This is a genomic window from Hymenobacter sp. 102 (assembly GCF_049949205.1).
Taxonomy (GTDB): domain Bacteria; phylum Bacteroidota; class Bacteroidia; order Cytophagales; family Hymenobacteraceae; genus Hymenobacter.
On sequence record NZ_CP188172.1, the window covers coordinates 597982 to 612506 of the forward strand.

Annotated in this window: 13 protein-coding genes; 11 read left to right on the forward strand and 2 right to left on the reverse strand. The window is 62.2% G+C overall.

Annotated elements, in window-relative coordinates; all coding sequences use genetic code 11:
* Positions 1-26 precede the first annotated feature (26 nt).
* From ACN19L_RS02600 to ACN19L_RS02610, 3 genes are all read left to right on the forward strand, one after another.
* Positions 27-1328 carry a bifunctional folylpolyglutamate synthase/dihydrofolate synthase gene (locus tag ACN19L_RS02600; RefSeq protein ID WP_426491990.1) on the forward strand — a complete coding sequence of 434 codons (1302 nt, stop codon included), beginning with the start codon at positions 27-29 and terminating at the stop codon, positions 1326-1328.
* Between the two features lie 116 nt (positions 1329-1444).
* Positions 1445-2107, forward strand: coding sequence for a tRNA (guanosine(46)-N7)-methyltransferase TrmB (gene trmB / locus ACN19L_RS02605; protein ID WP_426491991.1), 663 nt, complete (start codon positions 1445-1447; stop codon positions 2105-2107).
* Between the two features lie 113 nt (positions 2108-2220).
* The gene (locus ACN19L_RS02610) at positions 2221-3105 is read left to right on the forward strand and encodes a maleylpyruvate isomerase family mycothiol-dependent enzyme (RefSeq protein WP_426491992.1); all 885 of its coding nucleotides are present in this window, start codon (positions 2221-2223) and stop codon (positions 3103-3105) included.
* Positions 3106-3174: 69 nt separating this feature from the next.
* On the opposite strand, the gene ACN19L_RS02615 is transcribed toward ACN19L_RS02610, so the two are convergent.
* Positions 3175-3798, reverse strand: coding sequence for a hypothetical protein (locus ACN19L_RS02615; protein WP_426491993.1), 624 nt, complete (start codon positions 3796-3798; stop codon positions 3175-3177).
* A 339-nt stretch (positions 3799-4137) separates the two neighbouring features.
* On the opposite strand from ACN19L_RS02615, the gene mnmA reads away from it, so the two are divergent.
* From mnmA to ACN19L_RS02645, 6 genes are all read left to right on the forward strand, one after another.
* The gene (gene mnmA, locus ACN19L_RS02620; protein ID WP_426491994.1) at positions 4138-5283 is read left to right on the forward strand and encodes a tRNA 2-thiouridine(34) synthase MnmA; all 1146 of its coding nucleotides are present in this window, start codon (positions 4138-4140) and stop codon (positions 5281-5283) included.
* A 169-nt stretch (positions 5284-5452) separates the two neighbouring features.
* The gene (locus ACN19L_RS02625; protein WP_426491995.1) at positions 5453-6244 is read left to right on the forward strand and encodes a hypothetical protein; all 792 of its coding nucleotides are present in this window, start codon (positions 5453-5455) and stop codon (positions 6242-6244) included.
* 122 nt (positions 6245-6366) lie between these two features.
* Complete coding sequence (locus ACN19L_RS02630) at positions 6367-8073, forward strand: S8 family serine peptidase (RefSeq protein ID WP_426491996.1); 1707 nt, start codon at positions 6367-6369, stop codon at positions 8071-8073.
* A 178-nt stretch (positions 8074-8251) separates the two neighbouring features.
* Positions 8252-8581 carry a hypothetical protein gene (locus tag ACN19L_RS02635; protein WP_426491997.1) on the forward strand — a complete coding sequence of 110 codons (330 nt, stop codon included), beginning with the start codon at positions 8252-8254 and terminating at the stop codon, positions 8579-8581.
* A 210-nt stretch (positions 8582-8791) separates the two neighbouring features.
* The gene (rpe, locus tag ACN19L_RS02640) at positions 8792-9493 is read left to right on the forward strand and encodes a ribulose-phosphate 3-epimerase (protein WP_426491998.1); all 702 of its coding nucleotides are present in this window, start codon (positions 8792-8794) and stop codon (positions 9491-9493) included.
* A 10-nt stretch (positions 9494-9503) separates the two neighbouring features.
* Positions 9504-12032, forward strand: coding sequence for a TonB-dependent receptor (locus tag ACN19L_RS02645; RefSeq protein ID WP_426491999.1), 2529 nt, complete (start codon positions 9504-9506; stop codon positions 12030-12032).
* 85 nt (positions 12033-12117) lie between these two features.
* Here the strand turns inward: ACN19L_RS02645 and ACN19L_RS02650 are convergent, their stop codons facing one another.
* Positions 12118-12999 carry a DUF2911 domain-containing protein gene (locus ACN19L_RS02650; protein ID WP_426492000.1) on the reverse strand — a complete coding sequence of 294 codons (882 nt, stop codon included), beginning with the start codon at positions 12997-12999 and terminating at the stop codon, positions 12118-12120.
* A 304-nt stretch (positions 13000-13303) separates the two neighbouring features.
* Here ACN19L_RS02650 and ACN19L_RS02655 point away from each other — a divergent pair, with 304 nt between their 5' ends.
* Together ACN19L_RS02655 and hisG are read left to right on the forward strand one after the other, a co-directional pair.
* On the forward strand, positions 13304-13432 hold the full coding sequence (locus ACN19L_RS02655) for a hypothetical protein (RefSeq protein WP_426492001.1): 129 nt from the start codon (positions 13304-13306) through the stop codon (positions 13430-13432).
* Positions 13433-13641: 209 nt separating this feature from the next.
* Positions 13642-14493 (forward strand): ATP phosphoribosyltransferase, encoded by an 852-nt coding sequence (hisG, locus tag ACN19L_RS02660; protein WP_426492002.1) that lies wholly within the window; start codon positions 13642-13644, stop codon positions 14491-14493.
* The last annotated feature ends 32 nt before the right edge of the window (positions 14494-14525 follow it).

Genomic DNA, 14525 nt, shown 5'->3' on the forward strand with positions numbered 1-14525 from the left:
CAGTCCACCCGCGCATTTTTAGCTCCATGACTTACCAGCAAACCCTCGATTTTCTCTACCAGCAGCTGCCCATGTTTCAGCGGGTGGGCGAGGCGGGGTACAAGCCGGGGCTGGAACGCACCGAGGCGCTGGCCGCGGCCATGGGCAACCCCGAGCGGCGGCTGCGCTGCGTGCACGTGGCCGGCACCAACGGCAAAGGCAGCTCCAGTAACCTGCTGGCCGCCATTCTGCAGGCTGCCGGCTACAAAGTAGGCCTCTACACCTCGCCCCACCTTAAGGAGTTCACGGAGCGCATTAAGGTAAACGGCCAGGACCTGGACCCTGGCTACCTGGTGCAGTGGGTGGCCCGGTGGCGCGGGTTGTTTGATGAGGTGCAGCCCTCGTTTTTTGAAATGTGCGTGGCCCTGTGCTTTGCTTACTTTGCCGAGCAGCAGGTGAACGTGGCCGTGGTGGAAGTGGGGCTGGGCGGGCGGCTCGACTCCACCAACATCATCCGGCCGCTGGTGTCGCTCATCACCAACATCAGCCTCGACCACCAGAACCTGCTGGGCGAGACACTGCCACTCATTGCGGCCGAAAAAGCCGGCATCATCAAGCCCGGTGTGCCCGCCATCATCAGCCAGACCCAGCCCGAGGTAGCCGACGTGTTCCGCCAAAAAGCCGCCGCCGAAGCGGCCCCGCTGCAGTTTGCCGACGAGCAGTTCCGGGTGGAACTGGTGCAGGAACCGGCCCCCGACGAGCCTACGCAGCGCCTCCAGGTGCTGCGCAACGAAGCGCCGTATTTGCCCGACCTGGAGCTGGCCCTCGTGGGCGACTACCAGCGCCTGAACCTGCCCGGCGTGCTGGCCGTGGTGGAGGAGCTGCGCGACCAGGGCTTTGCCATTCCGGAAGCGGCCGTGCGGGAAGGCCTGCGGGAAGTGCGCCGCCTCACCGGCTTCCGGGGCCGCTGGACGATACTGGGCCGCCGCCCGCTGGTGGTCTGCGACACGGGCCACAACGAGGCGGGCATCCGCTTCATTACCGGGCAGCTGGCCCGGCTGCCGCGTCGGCAGCTGCACTTCGTGCTGGGCGTCGTCAATGACAAGGACGTGAGCAAGATGCTGGCCCTGCTGCCCCGGGAAGCCACCTACTACTTCTGCCAGGCCAGTATTCCGCGGGCTTTGCCGGCCGACGAGCTGGCCGAGCGGGCTGCGGCCCTGGGCCTGCAGGGCCGCGCGTACGGCCCGGTGCCGGCCGCCGTGGCCGCTGCCCGCGCCGCCGCCGCCGCCGATGATGTGGTCTTCATCGGGGGCAGTACCTTTGTAGTGGCGGAGATTGAGGAGCTGTAACGTCGTGGTTCGTTTTTGGGGATTCGTTTTTCGTGGGCTGCAAGGCGCATCCACGGTTTACAACTACCAAAATCAAACGGCGAACAACGAAAAACAACCAACCAAAAACGAATAGAGTGAGTCGAGTAAAACTGAAGCGCTTTGCCGAAAATGCCGAACGGGCCAGTGTGGTAGAACCCGGCAAAGACACCTACCAACAGCTCGGCGGCCGCTGGCACGAGGCTTTTTTCCAGAACCCGAACCCGATTACCCTGGAAGTAGGCTGCGGTAAGGGCGAGTACACCGTGGGCCTGGCCGAGCGCTACCCCGAGCGCAATTTTCTGGGCCTCGACATCAAGGGCGACCGGATCTGGCGGGGCAATTCCCGGGCCGAGGAAATGGGTCTGACCAACGTCGGCTGGGTGCGCACCCGGGCCCACGATCTGCTCACGCATTTCGCCCCCGGCGAGCTGCACGAAATCTGGATAACCTTCCCCGACCCGCGCCCCCGCGACCGGGACATCAAGCGCCGCCTGACGTATCCGCGCTTCCTCGACCTGTATCAGCAGATTCTGCGCCCCGGCGGCCTGATTCACCTCAAAACCGACAACGAGGACCTGTTCGACTACTCCCTCGAAACCGTGCAGCAGCGCCCCGGGGCCACCATCCTGGCCCACACCAAGGACCTGTACGCCACCCCCGAGCTGCTACCCCACGCCGAGGACATCCAGACCACCTTCGAGCGTAAATACCGCTCCGTCGGCGTGCCCATCAAGTACCTGCAGTTCCAGGTGAGCTAGACCGTAGCATCCAGCCTATGCGCGTGCAACGAACAGGAACGCAGCAACCGGCTCTGGCTAATACTCAAAGCCTGAAAAAGCGGAAATCCGGCAACCCGTATTTCCGCTTTTTCGTGCCTGCTCACTACTCACTACTCACTACTCACTACTCACTACTGATGCAGCCCGTCCGGATTCCTGATACCCTGCCGCTGTTTCCGGTGCTTGATGACCTGCTGCTGCAGGTGTTGCGCAGCCTCAGCCCGGCCGACTGGCAGCGGCCCACGCTGGCGCCCGGCTGGACGGTACACGCCGTGGCCCTGCACCTGCTCGATGGCAGCCTGCGCAGCCTGTCCATGCTGCGCGACGGGCACTTTGCCGGTCAGGGGCCGGCGAGCGGGGATTACGCCGATGTGGTAACCTACCTCAACGCGCTCAACAACTCCTGGGTAGCGGCCGGCCAACGGCTGAGTCCGGCCGTGCTGCTGGAGCTGCTGGCCGCCGTAGGGCCTCAGTATAACGACTTCCTGACAAGCCTTGATCCGGCCGCGCCGGCTGCTTTTGCCGTGGCCTGGGCCGGGGAATCCGAGTCAACCAATCACTTCCACATTGCCCGCGAGTACACCGAGAAGTGGCACCACCAGCAGCAGATCCGGCAGGCCGTTGGGCAGGAGGGGCCGCTGCTGGAGCCGGCGCTGTACGCGCCGTTTCTGGCTACCTGCGCCCAGGCCCTGCCACACCACTACCGCGCCGTGGCGGCGGCCCCCGGCACCGTAGTGCAGGTGCAGCTGACTGGCCCCGCGCCCGCAACCTGGTTTCTGGTCTGCACCCCGGCAGGCTGGGAGTTGGGACAGCACAACCCCGGCGCAATAGCGGCCAGCATCGAGCTGGACGGAGCCGTGGCGTGGCGGCTGTTCACCAAAAGCCTGCCCCGGCCCGAAGCCGCCCGCCACTTGCGCCTGCACGGCCCGGCGGCGCTTACCGAGCCCATCTACTCGCTGCTGACGGTAATGGCCTGACAACCCCAGAAAACCGCGGAGCCCCGAAACGACACGTTCGGGGCTCCGTTGTTTCCGGGGCAGGTTGGCTTATTCTTCTTCCAGCTGATCGAATACGGCCTCCATTTCGTCGAAGTCGCGCAGGCCGGGCTTGATTTCGTCGCCGCCCTGCAGCACGATGCCGGCCGGGCGCAGCGTCTCCACGAAGCTGCGCAGGTTATCGGGGGCGAAGCCGGCTCCCAGCCACAGCGAGTAGGTGCGGGCCTGCTCGGTGAGGCGCAGCAGCTCGGCGGCGTTGGGCAGGGGCGAAGGGGGCGTGGCCAGCACGAAACCCTGGTAGTGCGGGGCCTGCTCGCGAAAGCGCAGGTCCACGTCTTCGGGCATCATATCCTGCACCCAGGCCGTCAGCTTCAGGGCTGGTACCATAAGCTGGGCCAGCTCGTCGGCGGGGCGGCGGCGATGCAGCAGCACCGCGTGCAGGCCGCATTGCTGCACGAGGCGGTTGATATCTTCCACCGGCAGCGTATCGAACTCGCCGATGAGCTGCACGCCGGCCACCCAGCCGCTCAGCTCCTGTACGGCCTCGGGCGTCAGGTGGTCAGCAAAGGCAGGATCGAGGCGGAAGGTGAGCGAATCGGCCCCCATGCCGGCGCAGTAGCGGGCGTCGGAGAGGTTATTGATGCCGCGCACCAGCACGGGAACTAGCAAGGACATAGATAGGGAAGGCAAGTGAAAAATGACTGTCGGAAACGCCCTGCAGGCCTCGGGCCGGCATTGCGCCTGCAATATTCGGAGGAAATATGGTGTGAATGATGAGAGTTGAATTATGAATGATGAGTTATGAGTTGGGACGGCAGCCTGACGATTCTGATTTCATGGTGGATGATGGGGCCAACCTGGTAGCGCAGGCCACCGCATCCCGGCCCAGCCAGAGCCACCGGCCAATTCATCTCTCATCATTCATAACTCAACTCTCATCATTCATATCTCCACATCGTATCTTTGCCCATTCGGCCGGAACCTTTCACGCTTCGGGCGCAATTTGATTCACGTATGAATACAACGAAAGGACGGGTGCTCGTCGCTATGAGCGGCGGCATCGACAGCTCCGTGGCAGCCGTGATGCTCCACGAGCAAGGGTATGAAGTGGTGGGCATGACCATGAAAACCTGGGATTACGCCTCGGCGGGCGGCAGCAAGAAGGAAACCGGCTGCTGTTCCCTCGACAGCATCAACGACGCCCGGCAGATTGCCGTGGAACTGGGCTTCCCCCACTACATCATCGACATCCGCGACGAGTTCGGCGACTTCGTCATCAGCAACTTCACCGAGGAGTACCTGGCCGGGCGCACGCCCAACCCCTGCGTACTCTGCAACACCCACATCAAGTGGGACGCGCTGCTGCGCCGGGCCGACCAGCTGGGCTGCGAGTTCATTGCCACCGGCCATTACGCCCAGGTGCGCCAGGAAAACGGCCGCTACGTCATCAGCAAAGGCCTTGATGATAACAAGGACCAGAGCTACGCGCTGTGGGGCGTCACGCAGGAAAGCCTGGCCCGCACGCTGTTCCCGCTGGGCCAGCTGCGCAAAACGGCCATCTACGATTTCGCCCGGGAGCGGGGCTTCACCGAGCTGGTGAACAAGCCCGAGAGCTACGAAATCTGCTTTATTCCCGACAATGACTACCGCGGCTTCCTGCGCCGCCGGGTGCCGGGCCTGGAGGAGCGCGTGGCCGGCGGCGAGTTTGTACTGCGCGACGGCACGGTGGTGGGCAAGCACGAAGGCTACCCGTTCTACACCATCGGGCAGCGTAAGGGGCTGGGCGTGGCCCTGGGTTTCCCGGCCTACGTCACGGCCATCGACCCTGAAACCAACCGCGTGGTACTCGGCAACTTCGATGATCTGGCCAGCACCCGTACGGTGGTGGGCAAGCTCAACATGGGCAAATATGCTTCCCTGGAGGGTCGCGGCCTGGTGCCCAGCACCACCAAAATCCGCTACAACCACGACGGCTCCCCGGCTTTCCTGGAGCAGAAGGGCGACAAAATCTACGTGTACTTCGAGGAAGCGGTGCACGCCGTGACGCCCGGCCAGGCCGCTGTGTTCTACGACGGGCAGGATGTACTGGGCGGGGGCTGGATTGAGCGCCATACCATCGGCGAAATTCCCGAGCCTTCCGTAGCAGTGGCCCTTAGCTAGTACTGCTAAACGCACGAAAGCCGGTTTTCTGCTGTCAGAAAATCGGCTTTCGTGCGTTTAGCAGTCTGGCCGCGTCCGGCGCGGAACTGCGCGGGGGTGAGGTCCGTTCAAGCGGACAGTACCGGAAGTTGCCAAAGGAAGCGTACTTTCAGCCAGTGAATTTCATGATATGAAGCAAGAATATTCGTTTACCTGGGGGCGGCCGGCGGCCGGCGCGCTACTGATTATGCTGCTCGGGTCGGCCGTGGCCGGCTGCAACAACGACGCCGAGATACTGCCCAACCCCGGCCCGGAGTACTATCCGCTAGCCGTAGGGGCCTACCGCATCTATGACGTGGCCGATACCACCTGGCGCAACAACGTGCCCACCGCCAGCCGCTTCCAGTTCCGGGAGCAGGTAGCCGCCGAGCTAACTCCAGATGCCACCGGGCAGCCGGTGTACCGCGTGATCCGCTCCCGCCGGGCCACCGCCACCGATGCCTGGGCCGTCGATTCAGTGCTGACCGTAACGGTGGGCAAAAACTTTCTCACGGAGCAGCGCAGCAACCGGCGCTCGGTGGAACTGGTGTTTCCGGTGGTAGAAAATAAATCTTGGAGTAATACCGGATTTTATGCCCCTGACACCGCAAAGCAGGTAAATCGGGAACCTACCCGGTTTTACCGGGCGGTAGGAGAACCATTTACTATTGCTTCCGGAACGAAGCAGTTTTCCTACGAGAATACCGTGACAGTAACGAATGATTTATCAACCCCTTTTATCTTTCCAACGGACCCCGGAGGGCCAAATATCAATAACAAGACTACCAATATTGTGCGGGCCACGTTTGCGAAAGGAATCGGACCTGTGTACCGATACAAACGTTCGATTGATCATTGCTCCATTAATGGTGGCTCCTGCGACCGACGAAACTTCATAATCGGCCAGTCGCGCAGAGAAGTGCTTGTGGAAAGCGGGCAGTAATTTCTACACGCTGCCTTAACGCGGCACCCTACCAGCGTGGCACATCCGCCCTGGTTTCCGGGGCCGAAACTGTGAATTTACCGGGGCGCGTTGTATCTTCCGGCACGCCAATCCTTTTTTGAATGGTTTCATCCCGCCTCCTGCTCACCGCCGCCCTGAGCTGTTCGGCCGTTCTAACGCACGCTGCCGCCCCCGGGCCTCTTCTTCAAGCGGGTACGCCCGCCAAAACGGCCGGCACCATCCGCAAGCACCTCATTTACTTCAAGGACAAAGCGGGTACGCCATTTACCGTTACCAATCCACAGGCCTTTCTCTCGGCCCGGGCTATTCAACGCCGGCAGCGGCAGAATATTGCCGTGCTGCCCCGGGATTTGCCCGTGTCGCCGGCCTATGTGCAGCAGTTGAAAGCCGTGTCCGGCGTGCAGCTGTGGTATACTTCCCGTTGGTTTAACGCCGCCGTTGTAGCCTGCGACTCCGCCACGCTGCAGCAGGTGCAGGCCTTGTCCTTCATCCGCTCGGCCCAGACCCTGAACCGGGGTTTGCCCGGTACCCGCAAGCCCAAGGGCGAAGATCCGGACGAGCCGCAGGTGCTGGAGCGCGGCACCCGCAGCCAGTACGGCAAAGCCTACACTCAGGCCCAGATGATTGGGGCCGTGCAGATGCACGACGCCGGCTACCGGGGCGAAGGGATGCAGATTGCCGTGTTCGATGCGGGCTTTCCGGGCGTAAATACAGCTTCTGCTTTCGCTTCCATCTTCTCGGAGCAGCGGCTGGCCAGCACCTTCAACGTGGTTAGCAAATCCACGCAGGTATTCACCAGCAACAGCCACGGCACGCACTGCCTGTCGGCCATCGGAGCCAACCAATCGGGGCTTTACATTGGCACGGCTCCCAAGGCTACCTTCCGGCTGTACATCACCGAGGATGTGGCCTCGGAGCACCCCATCGAAGAAGCCAACTGGCTGATTGCCGCCGAAAAAGCCGATTCGGCGGGGGTGGATATCATCAGCTCCTCGCTGGGCTACAGCACCTTCGATTTTCCGTCCATCGACTATACCTACGCTAACATGAACGGGCGCACGGCCCTTTCTACGCGGGCGGCCACGGTAGCGGCCCGGGTGGGCATGGTGGTAGTAAGTGCCGCCGGCAACGAGGGCAACGGGAACTGGCGCTACATCACGGCACCCGCCGACGCCGATTCAATCCTGACCGTTGGGGCCACCGACTCGCTGTCGGTGGTGGCTGGCTTCAGTTCCCGCGGGCCTACGGCCGATGGGCGCATCAAGCCCAACGTCGGAGCTATGGGCGTGCAAACGGCCATCGTGAGCCCTTCGGGGGCAGTTACCCGGGGCAACGGCACGTCCTATGCCTGTCCGGTAACGGCCGGGATGGTGGCCGGTTTCTGGCAGGCCAACCCCACGCTCACGGCCCAGCAGGTTATCAGCTTCCTGCAACGCTCGGGCACCCGCGCCACCGCCCCCAACGACGAAACCGGCTACGGGATTCCCAATTTCGTGCGGGCCTACAACCTGGCCAATCCCAATGTGCCGCTGGCCGCCGCCCCGCCGGCCCCCCGCCAAGACCTGCTCATCTATCCCAACCCCTCCAAGGAAGATGAGCTGTACCTGCAGCTGGCCGTCGATTTTCAGGCGGTGCCGCTCCAGGTACGGATCTATGATGCCCGGGGTGGGTTGGTTTCGGAGCAGCGGGTAGGACCTACCTCATCGGCTGCCGTACGCCTGCAGCCTGGCGTGCTCGGCAAAGGCGTGTACACGTGTCGCATCAGCAACGGCCGGGAACAGCGGGTGGTACGGTTTGTGAAATTATAGCCGCTCAGTAGCAAATCAATGAAAAAAGCAGCTCGTAGCGGGCTGCTTTTTTCATTGATTTGCTAACCTGTTTGGGTGTAAAATTGCGAATAAAATTAGTAAATTGTACCAGATTTCCGGTCCGGAGACATACTGCCAACGGACCTTGTTTCTGCACTCACTTAATCTCGTTTGACCAATGCTGCAAATGATGGTAACCAAGCGCCTGGGGCGCCGCACTTTTCACTTCACCGTGTCAGGCAATAACCTGCACGAAGTGGTGGCCGAATACGACCGGCTAAGTTTTCCGGACGTGGCCAAGTGTGGTATCTGCGGCTCCGATAACCTGGACCTGACCAGCCGGGTGGCCAAGGACAAGTTCAAGTACACCAGTCTCAAATGCCTCGACTGCCGCGCCGACGTGACGTTCGGCAAGCGGGCCGATGATGATACCACCTACTTCCTGCGCAAAACGGAGGACGGCAAGCTGGACTGGCGCGCCTGGGAAAAGGAGCCAGCGGTAAAATAGCCAGGCACCTTCCCGATAGCCTTTCCCTCTTATGGGCGAACCACAAAATGCTACGGCGGGCAGTGGTTCGCCCGTTTTTTTGGGGCAAGTACACCAAACGCTGCCGGGCCAGCGTTGCCGGAATTTCAGCCGGTCCGTATTGCCTGCCGTTCCGGAGTTTTCCGGGCTTTGGCGTGTTACTATCCTGCGCTATTCAGTTACTTTCGCGCTATGAATCCAACCCGTCGAATGGCGCCGCTGCTGGCTCCCTCACTTCTCGCCGCCGATTTTGGCAACCTGCAATCTGAAATGGAGCGCCTGGCTGGCTCCGCCGCCGACTGGCTGCACTTCGACGTGATGGACGGGCGCTTCGTGCCCAATATCTCCTTCGGTATTCCGGTGCTGCAGGCCGTGCATCGCCACTGCCAGCAGCCCATTGATGTGCACCTCATGATTGAGGAGCCCCAGCACTACCTCAGCGCCTTCCGCGACGCGGGCGCGGCCAACATTACCGTGCATTACGAGGCTTGTCCGCATTTGCACCGCGTGGTGCAGCAAATCAAGCAGCTGGGCTGCCGGGCAGGCGTGGCCCTGAACCCCCACACGCCGGTGAGCGTGCTAGAGGACGTGGCCGCCGACCTGGACCTGGTGCTGCTTATGTCGGTAAACCCCGGATTCGGGGGGCAGGCCTTCATTCCGAATACCCTGCGGAAAGTGGCGACCCTGAAGGAGCTGCTGGTGGATTGCGGCTCGCAGGCCCTGATTGAGATTGACGGCGGCGTGACTCTGGACAATGCCGGGGCGCTGGTGGAAGCCGGGGCCGATGCGCTGGTAGCCGGCTCGTTCGTGTTCAACTCGCCCGACCCCGTCGCCACGCTGGCCGAGATGCGCCGGCAGCTGGCCGTAGTGGTGCAGGGAGAGGAGCTTTCTTAAGCCGCGGCGAATGGCAGGAAAATTCCGCGCCCACTCCGTGCTGTGCGTACGGTTGCTGCTGGGAGCCGCCGCCGCGGTTGCCGGGCCCGTTGCGGTGCAGGCCCAGCAACCGGCCCGGGTGCTGCTTACCGGTACCGTGCGCGACGCTGCCGGCCAGCCTCTGGAGCAGGTGGCGGTGGGCGTGGAGGGTATGCCCGGCGGTACCAGCACCGATGATAAGGGGCGGTTTGCCCTGAGCGTGGTGCGCCCGCTGGGCAGCAAACCGCCCGTGCTGGTAATCCGCCGCCTGGGCTACCGCACCGAGCGGGTAGTCCTCGACCTGGCGACGCAGCGGGAGCTGACCCTGACCCTGCAGGAAGACAGCCGTTCCCTGGGCAACGTAACTGTGCGCGGCCGCTCCGACGCGACGGATACCCGCGAGCAGGTGAGCGTGCTGGAGCTGGAGCCCCGCACGGCCAAGGAAATTCCCTCGCCCTTCGGGGATTTTTCGGCCATCGTTAAAACCCTGCCCGGCGTCAGCACCACCAATGAGCTGACCAGCACCTACTCGGTGCGGGGCGGCAACTACGAGGAAAACCTGGTGTACGTGAACGGCTTTGAGGTATACCGGCCGTTTCTGGTCACGGCCGCCCAGCAGGAGGGCCTCAGCTTCGTGAACCCCGATCTGGCGAGCCGTATTGAGTTTTCGACCGGGGGCTGGCAGCCGAAATACGGGGATAAGCTGTCCTCGGTGCTGGATATTCAGTACAAGCAGCCCGACCGGTTCGAGGGCTCAGCCACGGCCAGTCTGGTGGGCGGCACGGTGCACGCCGGGGCGGCTTCGGCCAACAAGCGCGTGAGCTACCTGGCCGGGGTGCGCTACAAAAACGCCACCTACGTGTTCAACTCTTTGCAGCAGCAGCAGGGCGGCTACAACCCCACGTTCTACGATGGGCAGAGCCTGATTACCCTCAACCTGGGTCCCAAGGAGAACCTGGAGCGCACGGGGCTGGGTATCTTCAACACGTTTGCCCACAACGATTTTCGCTTCAATCCGGAAAGCGGGCAGAGCACCTTTAGCACCGGCACTAACCAGCTCTCGCGCCTGTACATTGTCTACGCCGGCCGGGAGCGGATGCAGTACGATATGTACCAGGGCGGCTTGCGCCTGCACCATGACGTGGGCCGCAACCTGCGCCTGGAGCTGTTGGGTGGGCTGCTGTACTCGCGGGAATTCGAGTACCGGGACGTGGAAGCGCAGTATGATATTGCCGAAATCAACCGGGACCAGAATTCCCCCAATTACGGCAACGACGTGAACCGGCGCGGGCTGGGCAGCCGGTTTCAGCACTCCCGCAACAACCTGCTGGCCCGCATTGCCACCCTGGAAACCCGCGGTACCTGGACGCCCGGTAACCGAAACACGGTGCGCTGGGGGCTGAAAACCGGCCGGGAGCGAATTGAAGACGTGCTGAACGAATACAGCTTCGTGGACTCGGCGGATTTTGTGCCGGAAGCCCGCCGCACCCGGTTGGTTTCGACGCTGAACCTGGAAAGCACCCGCACCCAGGGCTACCTGCAGCACACCATCCGGTTTGATTCCCTGCGCACGCTCACGTACGGGGCCCGGGCCAGCTACTGGACGGTCAACCGGCAAACCACCTTCAGCCCCCGGGTGCAATACGCCTTCACCAGTGCCCGCAACCCGCGCCTGTCGTGGAAAGCGGCCGTGGGCCTGTACCACCAGCCCCCGTTTTACCGGGAGTTGCGCAACCAGACCGGCGCGCTCCAGGATCAGCAGGCTGTGCTGAACACGGAGTTGCGGGCCCAACGCTCCCTGCATTTCATTGTGGGCAATGAGCTGCGCTTTACCCAGTGGGGCCGCCCGTTCCGGTTCACCGGCGAAGCCTACTACAAGTACCTCACCGATGTGGTGCCCTACGACATCGACAATGTACGGCTGCGCTACTTCGCCAACAACGAAGCCCGCGCCTACGCCGCCGGGGTGGATGCCCGCGTGAGTGGGGAGTTCATTCCCGGCACCGAGTCGTGGTTTAGCCTGGGCGTGCTCACCACCCGGGAAAACCTGGCCAACGACTCCATCAACACCTTCGCCAACGGCACGGTCACCGGCCGCGTGCCCAAGGGCTATATCCGCCGGCCTTCCGACCAGCGGGTGAATCTGGGCGTATTTCTGCAGGACAACCTGCCCGGCAACCCCTCGGTGAAAGGCTACGTGAACCTGGTCTTCGGCACGGGTTTGCCCTTCAGCCCGCCCGATTTGCCCGATTTGCGCGGCACCAGCAGGCTCACCCGCAGCTATAAGCGCGCCGACCTGGGCTTTACCAAGGTGCTGAGCCTGCGCACGGCGGTAGAGGAGCAGCAGGGCCGTACTGTGCAGCTGCGCACTCTCTGGGTGAGTCTGGAAGTGCTGAATGTGCTGGGAGCCGACAACCTGGCCGGCTACAACTACATTCAGGACCTGAACGGCGTCACGTATTCCGTACCCAATTTCCTCTCACGCCGCCTCGTGAACCTGCGCGTTATTGCCCGGTTTTAGCTGGTGGGTAAAAAGGCAAAGCGCTGACGTGGCCCGCTACAGGCTGCGTCAGCGCTTTGCCTTTTTAGCTTCGCGTGGGGCTAATCTAGTACGCTTTGGCCTGCCACTCCGTGAGGGCAATGCGCATGTTCGGCAGCTGCGACTTGAAGGCAGTATCTTCCTTGTCGCCGAGCTTAATGGCTTTGCGGGCGTACACGATGGCCGTGCCGAAATCCTGTTGCTGGGCCAGTAGCCGCGCCTTAATCCAATTATTGGTGGCCGCGTCCTGCAGCTTCAGTGACTCGTTGATGTACGTAAGCGCCCGCTCGGGCTGGATATTGTTCTGCACCAGGTAGTCTGCGGCCTGCGCCAGCAGCTGCCAGTCGTTAGGGTGCTGCTGCAGCACCTGCTCCATGCCGGCCATCACCTGCTTGTGTACTTCCGTTTCAATGGGCAGCATCAGGGTGCGTTTTTCCCAGGTCAGGTTCAGGTGAGCACCGGTGGGCTTGATGTCGGAAAACCAATACGTGAGGTTTTCGTGGAAAGGGGCCGTTTCGGGCATCACGGGCACCCGGATAATGTCGTCGCGCTGGTCGTAGCCTTCGTTTCCCCAGTGCGTGGTTACTTTGTTGAGCACCAGCTCCCAGTCCCGGTCCTGGTGGGGCACTACGTAATAGGAATAGCGCCCGGCCGGCAGCAGCTGCTGTTTCAGCAGTACGGGCGTGGAGAAGCTGATGATGGTGTTCTCGTTGGCCCCGGCCCGCCATACCTGGTCGTAGGGCACCAGGCCGCCCCACACGTTGCGGTTGCGCACGGCCGGCGAATGATACTCCACGGTAATATCCGTGAGGCCCACTGATTGCATCACCTGCGCCCGGGGGCTAGCCTGCGGTACCGGCAGTTGGATCGGGCCGGTGGCGGGCATAGCGGAGACGGGTGCCGGTACCGGGGTGGCTGGGGTAGGAGCAGCCGCAGCGGGAGTGGGCACCTCAGGTGTAGCCGTTGGTACTGAAGTAGGTGCTGGTGCGGGGGCAGGAGTTGTTTGGGCCTGAACCAGCGACACGCCACCCAGGCTAAGCCATAAGCATACACTAGCGCGTTTTATCAAGGTCATAAGCAGCGGCAATAGGAGTAGAAAACCCGGCAACCGGCCTATTGAAACAATAGTGCCAGAAAATTGGCCGGAAAGAGCGGGCGAACCGTAAAGTTCTGGCTTTCGGTTAACTTTTTCCCGCAAAAATTTTCATCCTGCCGTTTGCCTCCTACCTTTGTCCCGCTACTCTAAGCCCCGTATGCAATTCTCCGCGCTGTTTCTGTGCCCCCTGAGCCACCCGGCCGCCCCCGTAGCGGGTCGCCTGGCCGAGGCCTGCGCGTCTGAGTCGAAGCACCACCATCATCACGGGCACCATTCCTCTTTCTAGAGGAATGAACGCATCATATTGACCCCGTTGGGCGAACCGCACTTGGTTCCCCGGCCCCCGCAAACTGGTGGCCCGGCCTTCTACTGGCCTTTTTCCAACGTCAGGGTCCTCTTCCCCGTTTCCCCACCAACCTGTTCTGAATTACGATTACGTTCTGGCTCCAGTGGCCAATTCCGAACTCCTAATTCATAATTCCTAATTCAAAGAATATGCTCCGTCTGGCCATCCAGAAATCGGGCCGCTTAAGCGAAGATTCCCTGAACCTGATTCGGGAATGCGGCATTAGCTTCCTCTCGGCTTCCTACAAGCTCAAAACCGAAGCCACCAACTTTCCCCTCGAAATCCTCTACCTGCGCGACGACGACATTCCCGGCTACGTGCAGGACGGCGTGGCCGACCTGGGCATCGTGGGCCAGAACGTGCTGGTGGAAGCTGGTTTCCCCAGCCTGGAAGTGGAAGGCCTGGGCTTCAGCAAGTGCCGCCTGAGCCTGGCCGTGCCCCGCGCCGCCACCTATGATTCCATCGAGGATTTGCAGGGCGTGAACATTGCCACCTCGTACCCGCGCATTCTGGGCGACTACCTCGCGGAGCGCGGCGTAAAAGCCAACCTGCACACCATCAGCGGCTCGGTGGAAATTGCGCCCAGCATCGGGCTGGCCGAGGCTATCTGTGATATTGTGAGCAGCGGCTCCACGCTGCTGGGCAACGGCCTGCGCGAGGTGGAAACCGTGTTCCGCTCCGAAGCCGTACTCATCGCCAACCAGAACCTGAGCGCCGAAAAGTGGGAGCTGTTGGAGCAGCTGCAGTTCCGGATGCAGGCCGTACGCCGCGCCCGCCGCAACAAGTACATCCTGCTCAATGCCCCCGTGGCCTCGCTGGATGCGGTAAAGTCCCTGCTGCCCGGCATCAAGTCGCCCACCGTGACGCCCCTGGCCGAGGAAGGCTGGGTGTCGGTGCAGTCGGTGGTGAACGAGGATGACTTCTGGCACATCACCAGCCAGCTCAAAGCCGTCGGCGCCGAAGGCATCCTGGTGCTCCCGATTGAGAAAATGATTTCCTGATTAGTGCTCAGTTGTTAGTGCTTAGTGCCTAG

Excerpts from the sequence above, each read along its gene's own strand:
- rpe (WP_426491998.1), top strand. The coding sequence starts at position 8,792 with ATGAATCCAACCCGTCGAATGGCGCCGCTGCTGGCTCCCTCACTTCTC.
- ACN19L_RS02630 (WP_426491996.1), top strand. The coding sequence starts at position 6,367 with ATGGTTTCATCCCGCCTCCTGCTCACCGCCGCCCTGAGCTGTTCGGCC.
- hisG (WP_426492002.1), top strand. The coding sequence starts at position 13,642 with ATGCTCCGTCTGGCCATCCAGAAATCGGGCCGCTTAAGCGAAGATTCC.
- ACN19L_RS02625 (WP_426491995.1), top strand. The coding sequence starts at position 5,453 with ATGAAGCAAGAATATTCGTTTACCTGGGGGCGGCCGGCGGCCGGCGCG.
- ACN19L_RS02635 (WP_426491997.1), top strand. The coding sequence starts at position 8,252 with ATGCTGCAAATGATGGTAACCAAGCGCCTGGGGCGCCGCACTTTTCAC.
- ACN19L_RS02615 (WP_426491993.1), bottom strand. The coding sequence starts at position 3,798 with ATGTCCTTGCTAGTTCCCGTGCTGGTGCGCGGCATCAATAACCTCTCC.
- ACN19L_RS02600 (WP_426491990.1), top strand. The coding sequence starts at position 27 with ATGACTTACCAGCAAACCCTCGATTTTCTCTACCAGCAGCTGCCCATG.
- ACN19L_RS02645 (WP_426491999.1), top strand. The coding sequence starts at position 9,504 with ATGGCAGGAAAATTCCGCGCCCACTCCGTGCTGTGCGTACGGTTGCTG.
- ACN19L_RS02655 (WP_426492001.1), top strand. The coding sequence starts at position 13,304 with ATGCAATTCTCCGCGCTGTTTCTGTGCCCCCTGAGCCACCCGGCCGCC.
- mnmA (WP_426491994.1), top strand. The coding sequence starts at position 4,138 with ATGAATACAACGAAAGGACGGGTGCTCGTCGCTATGAGCGGCGGCATC.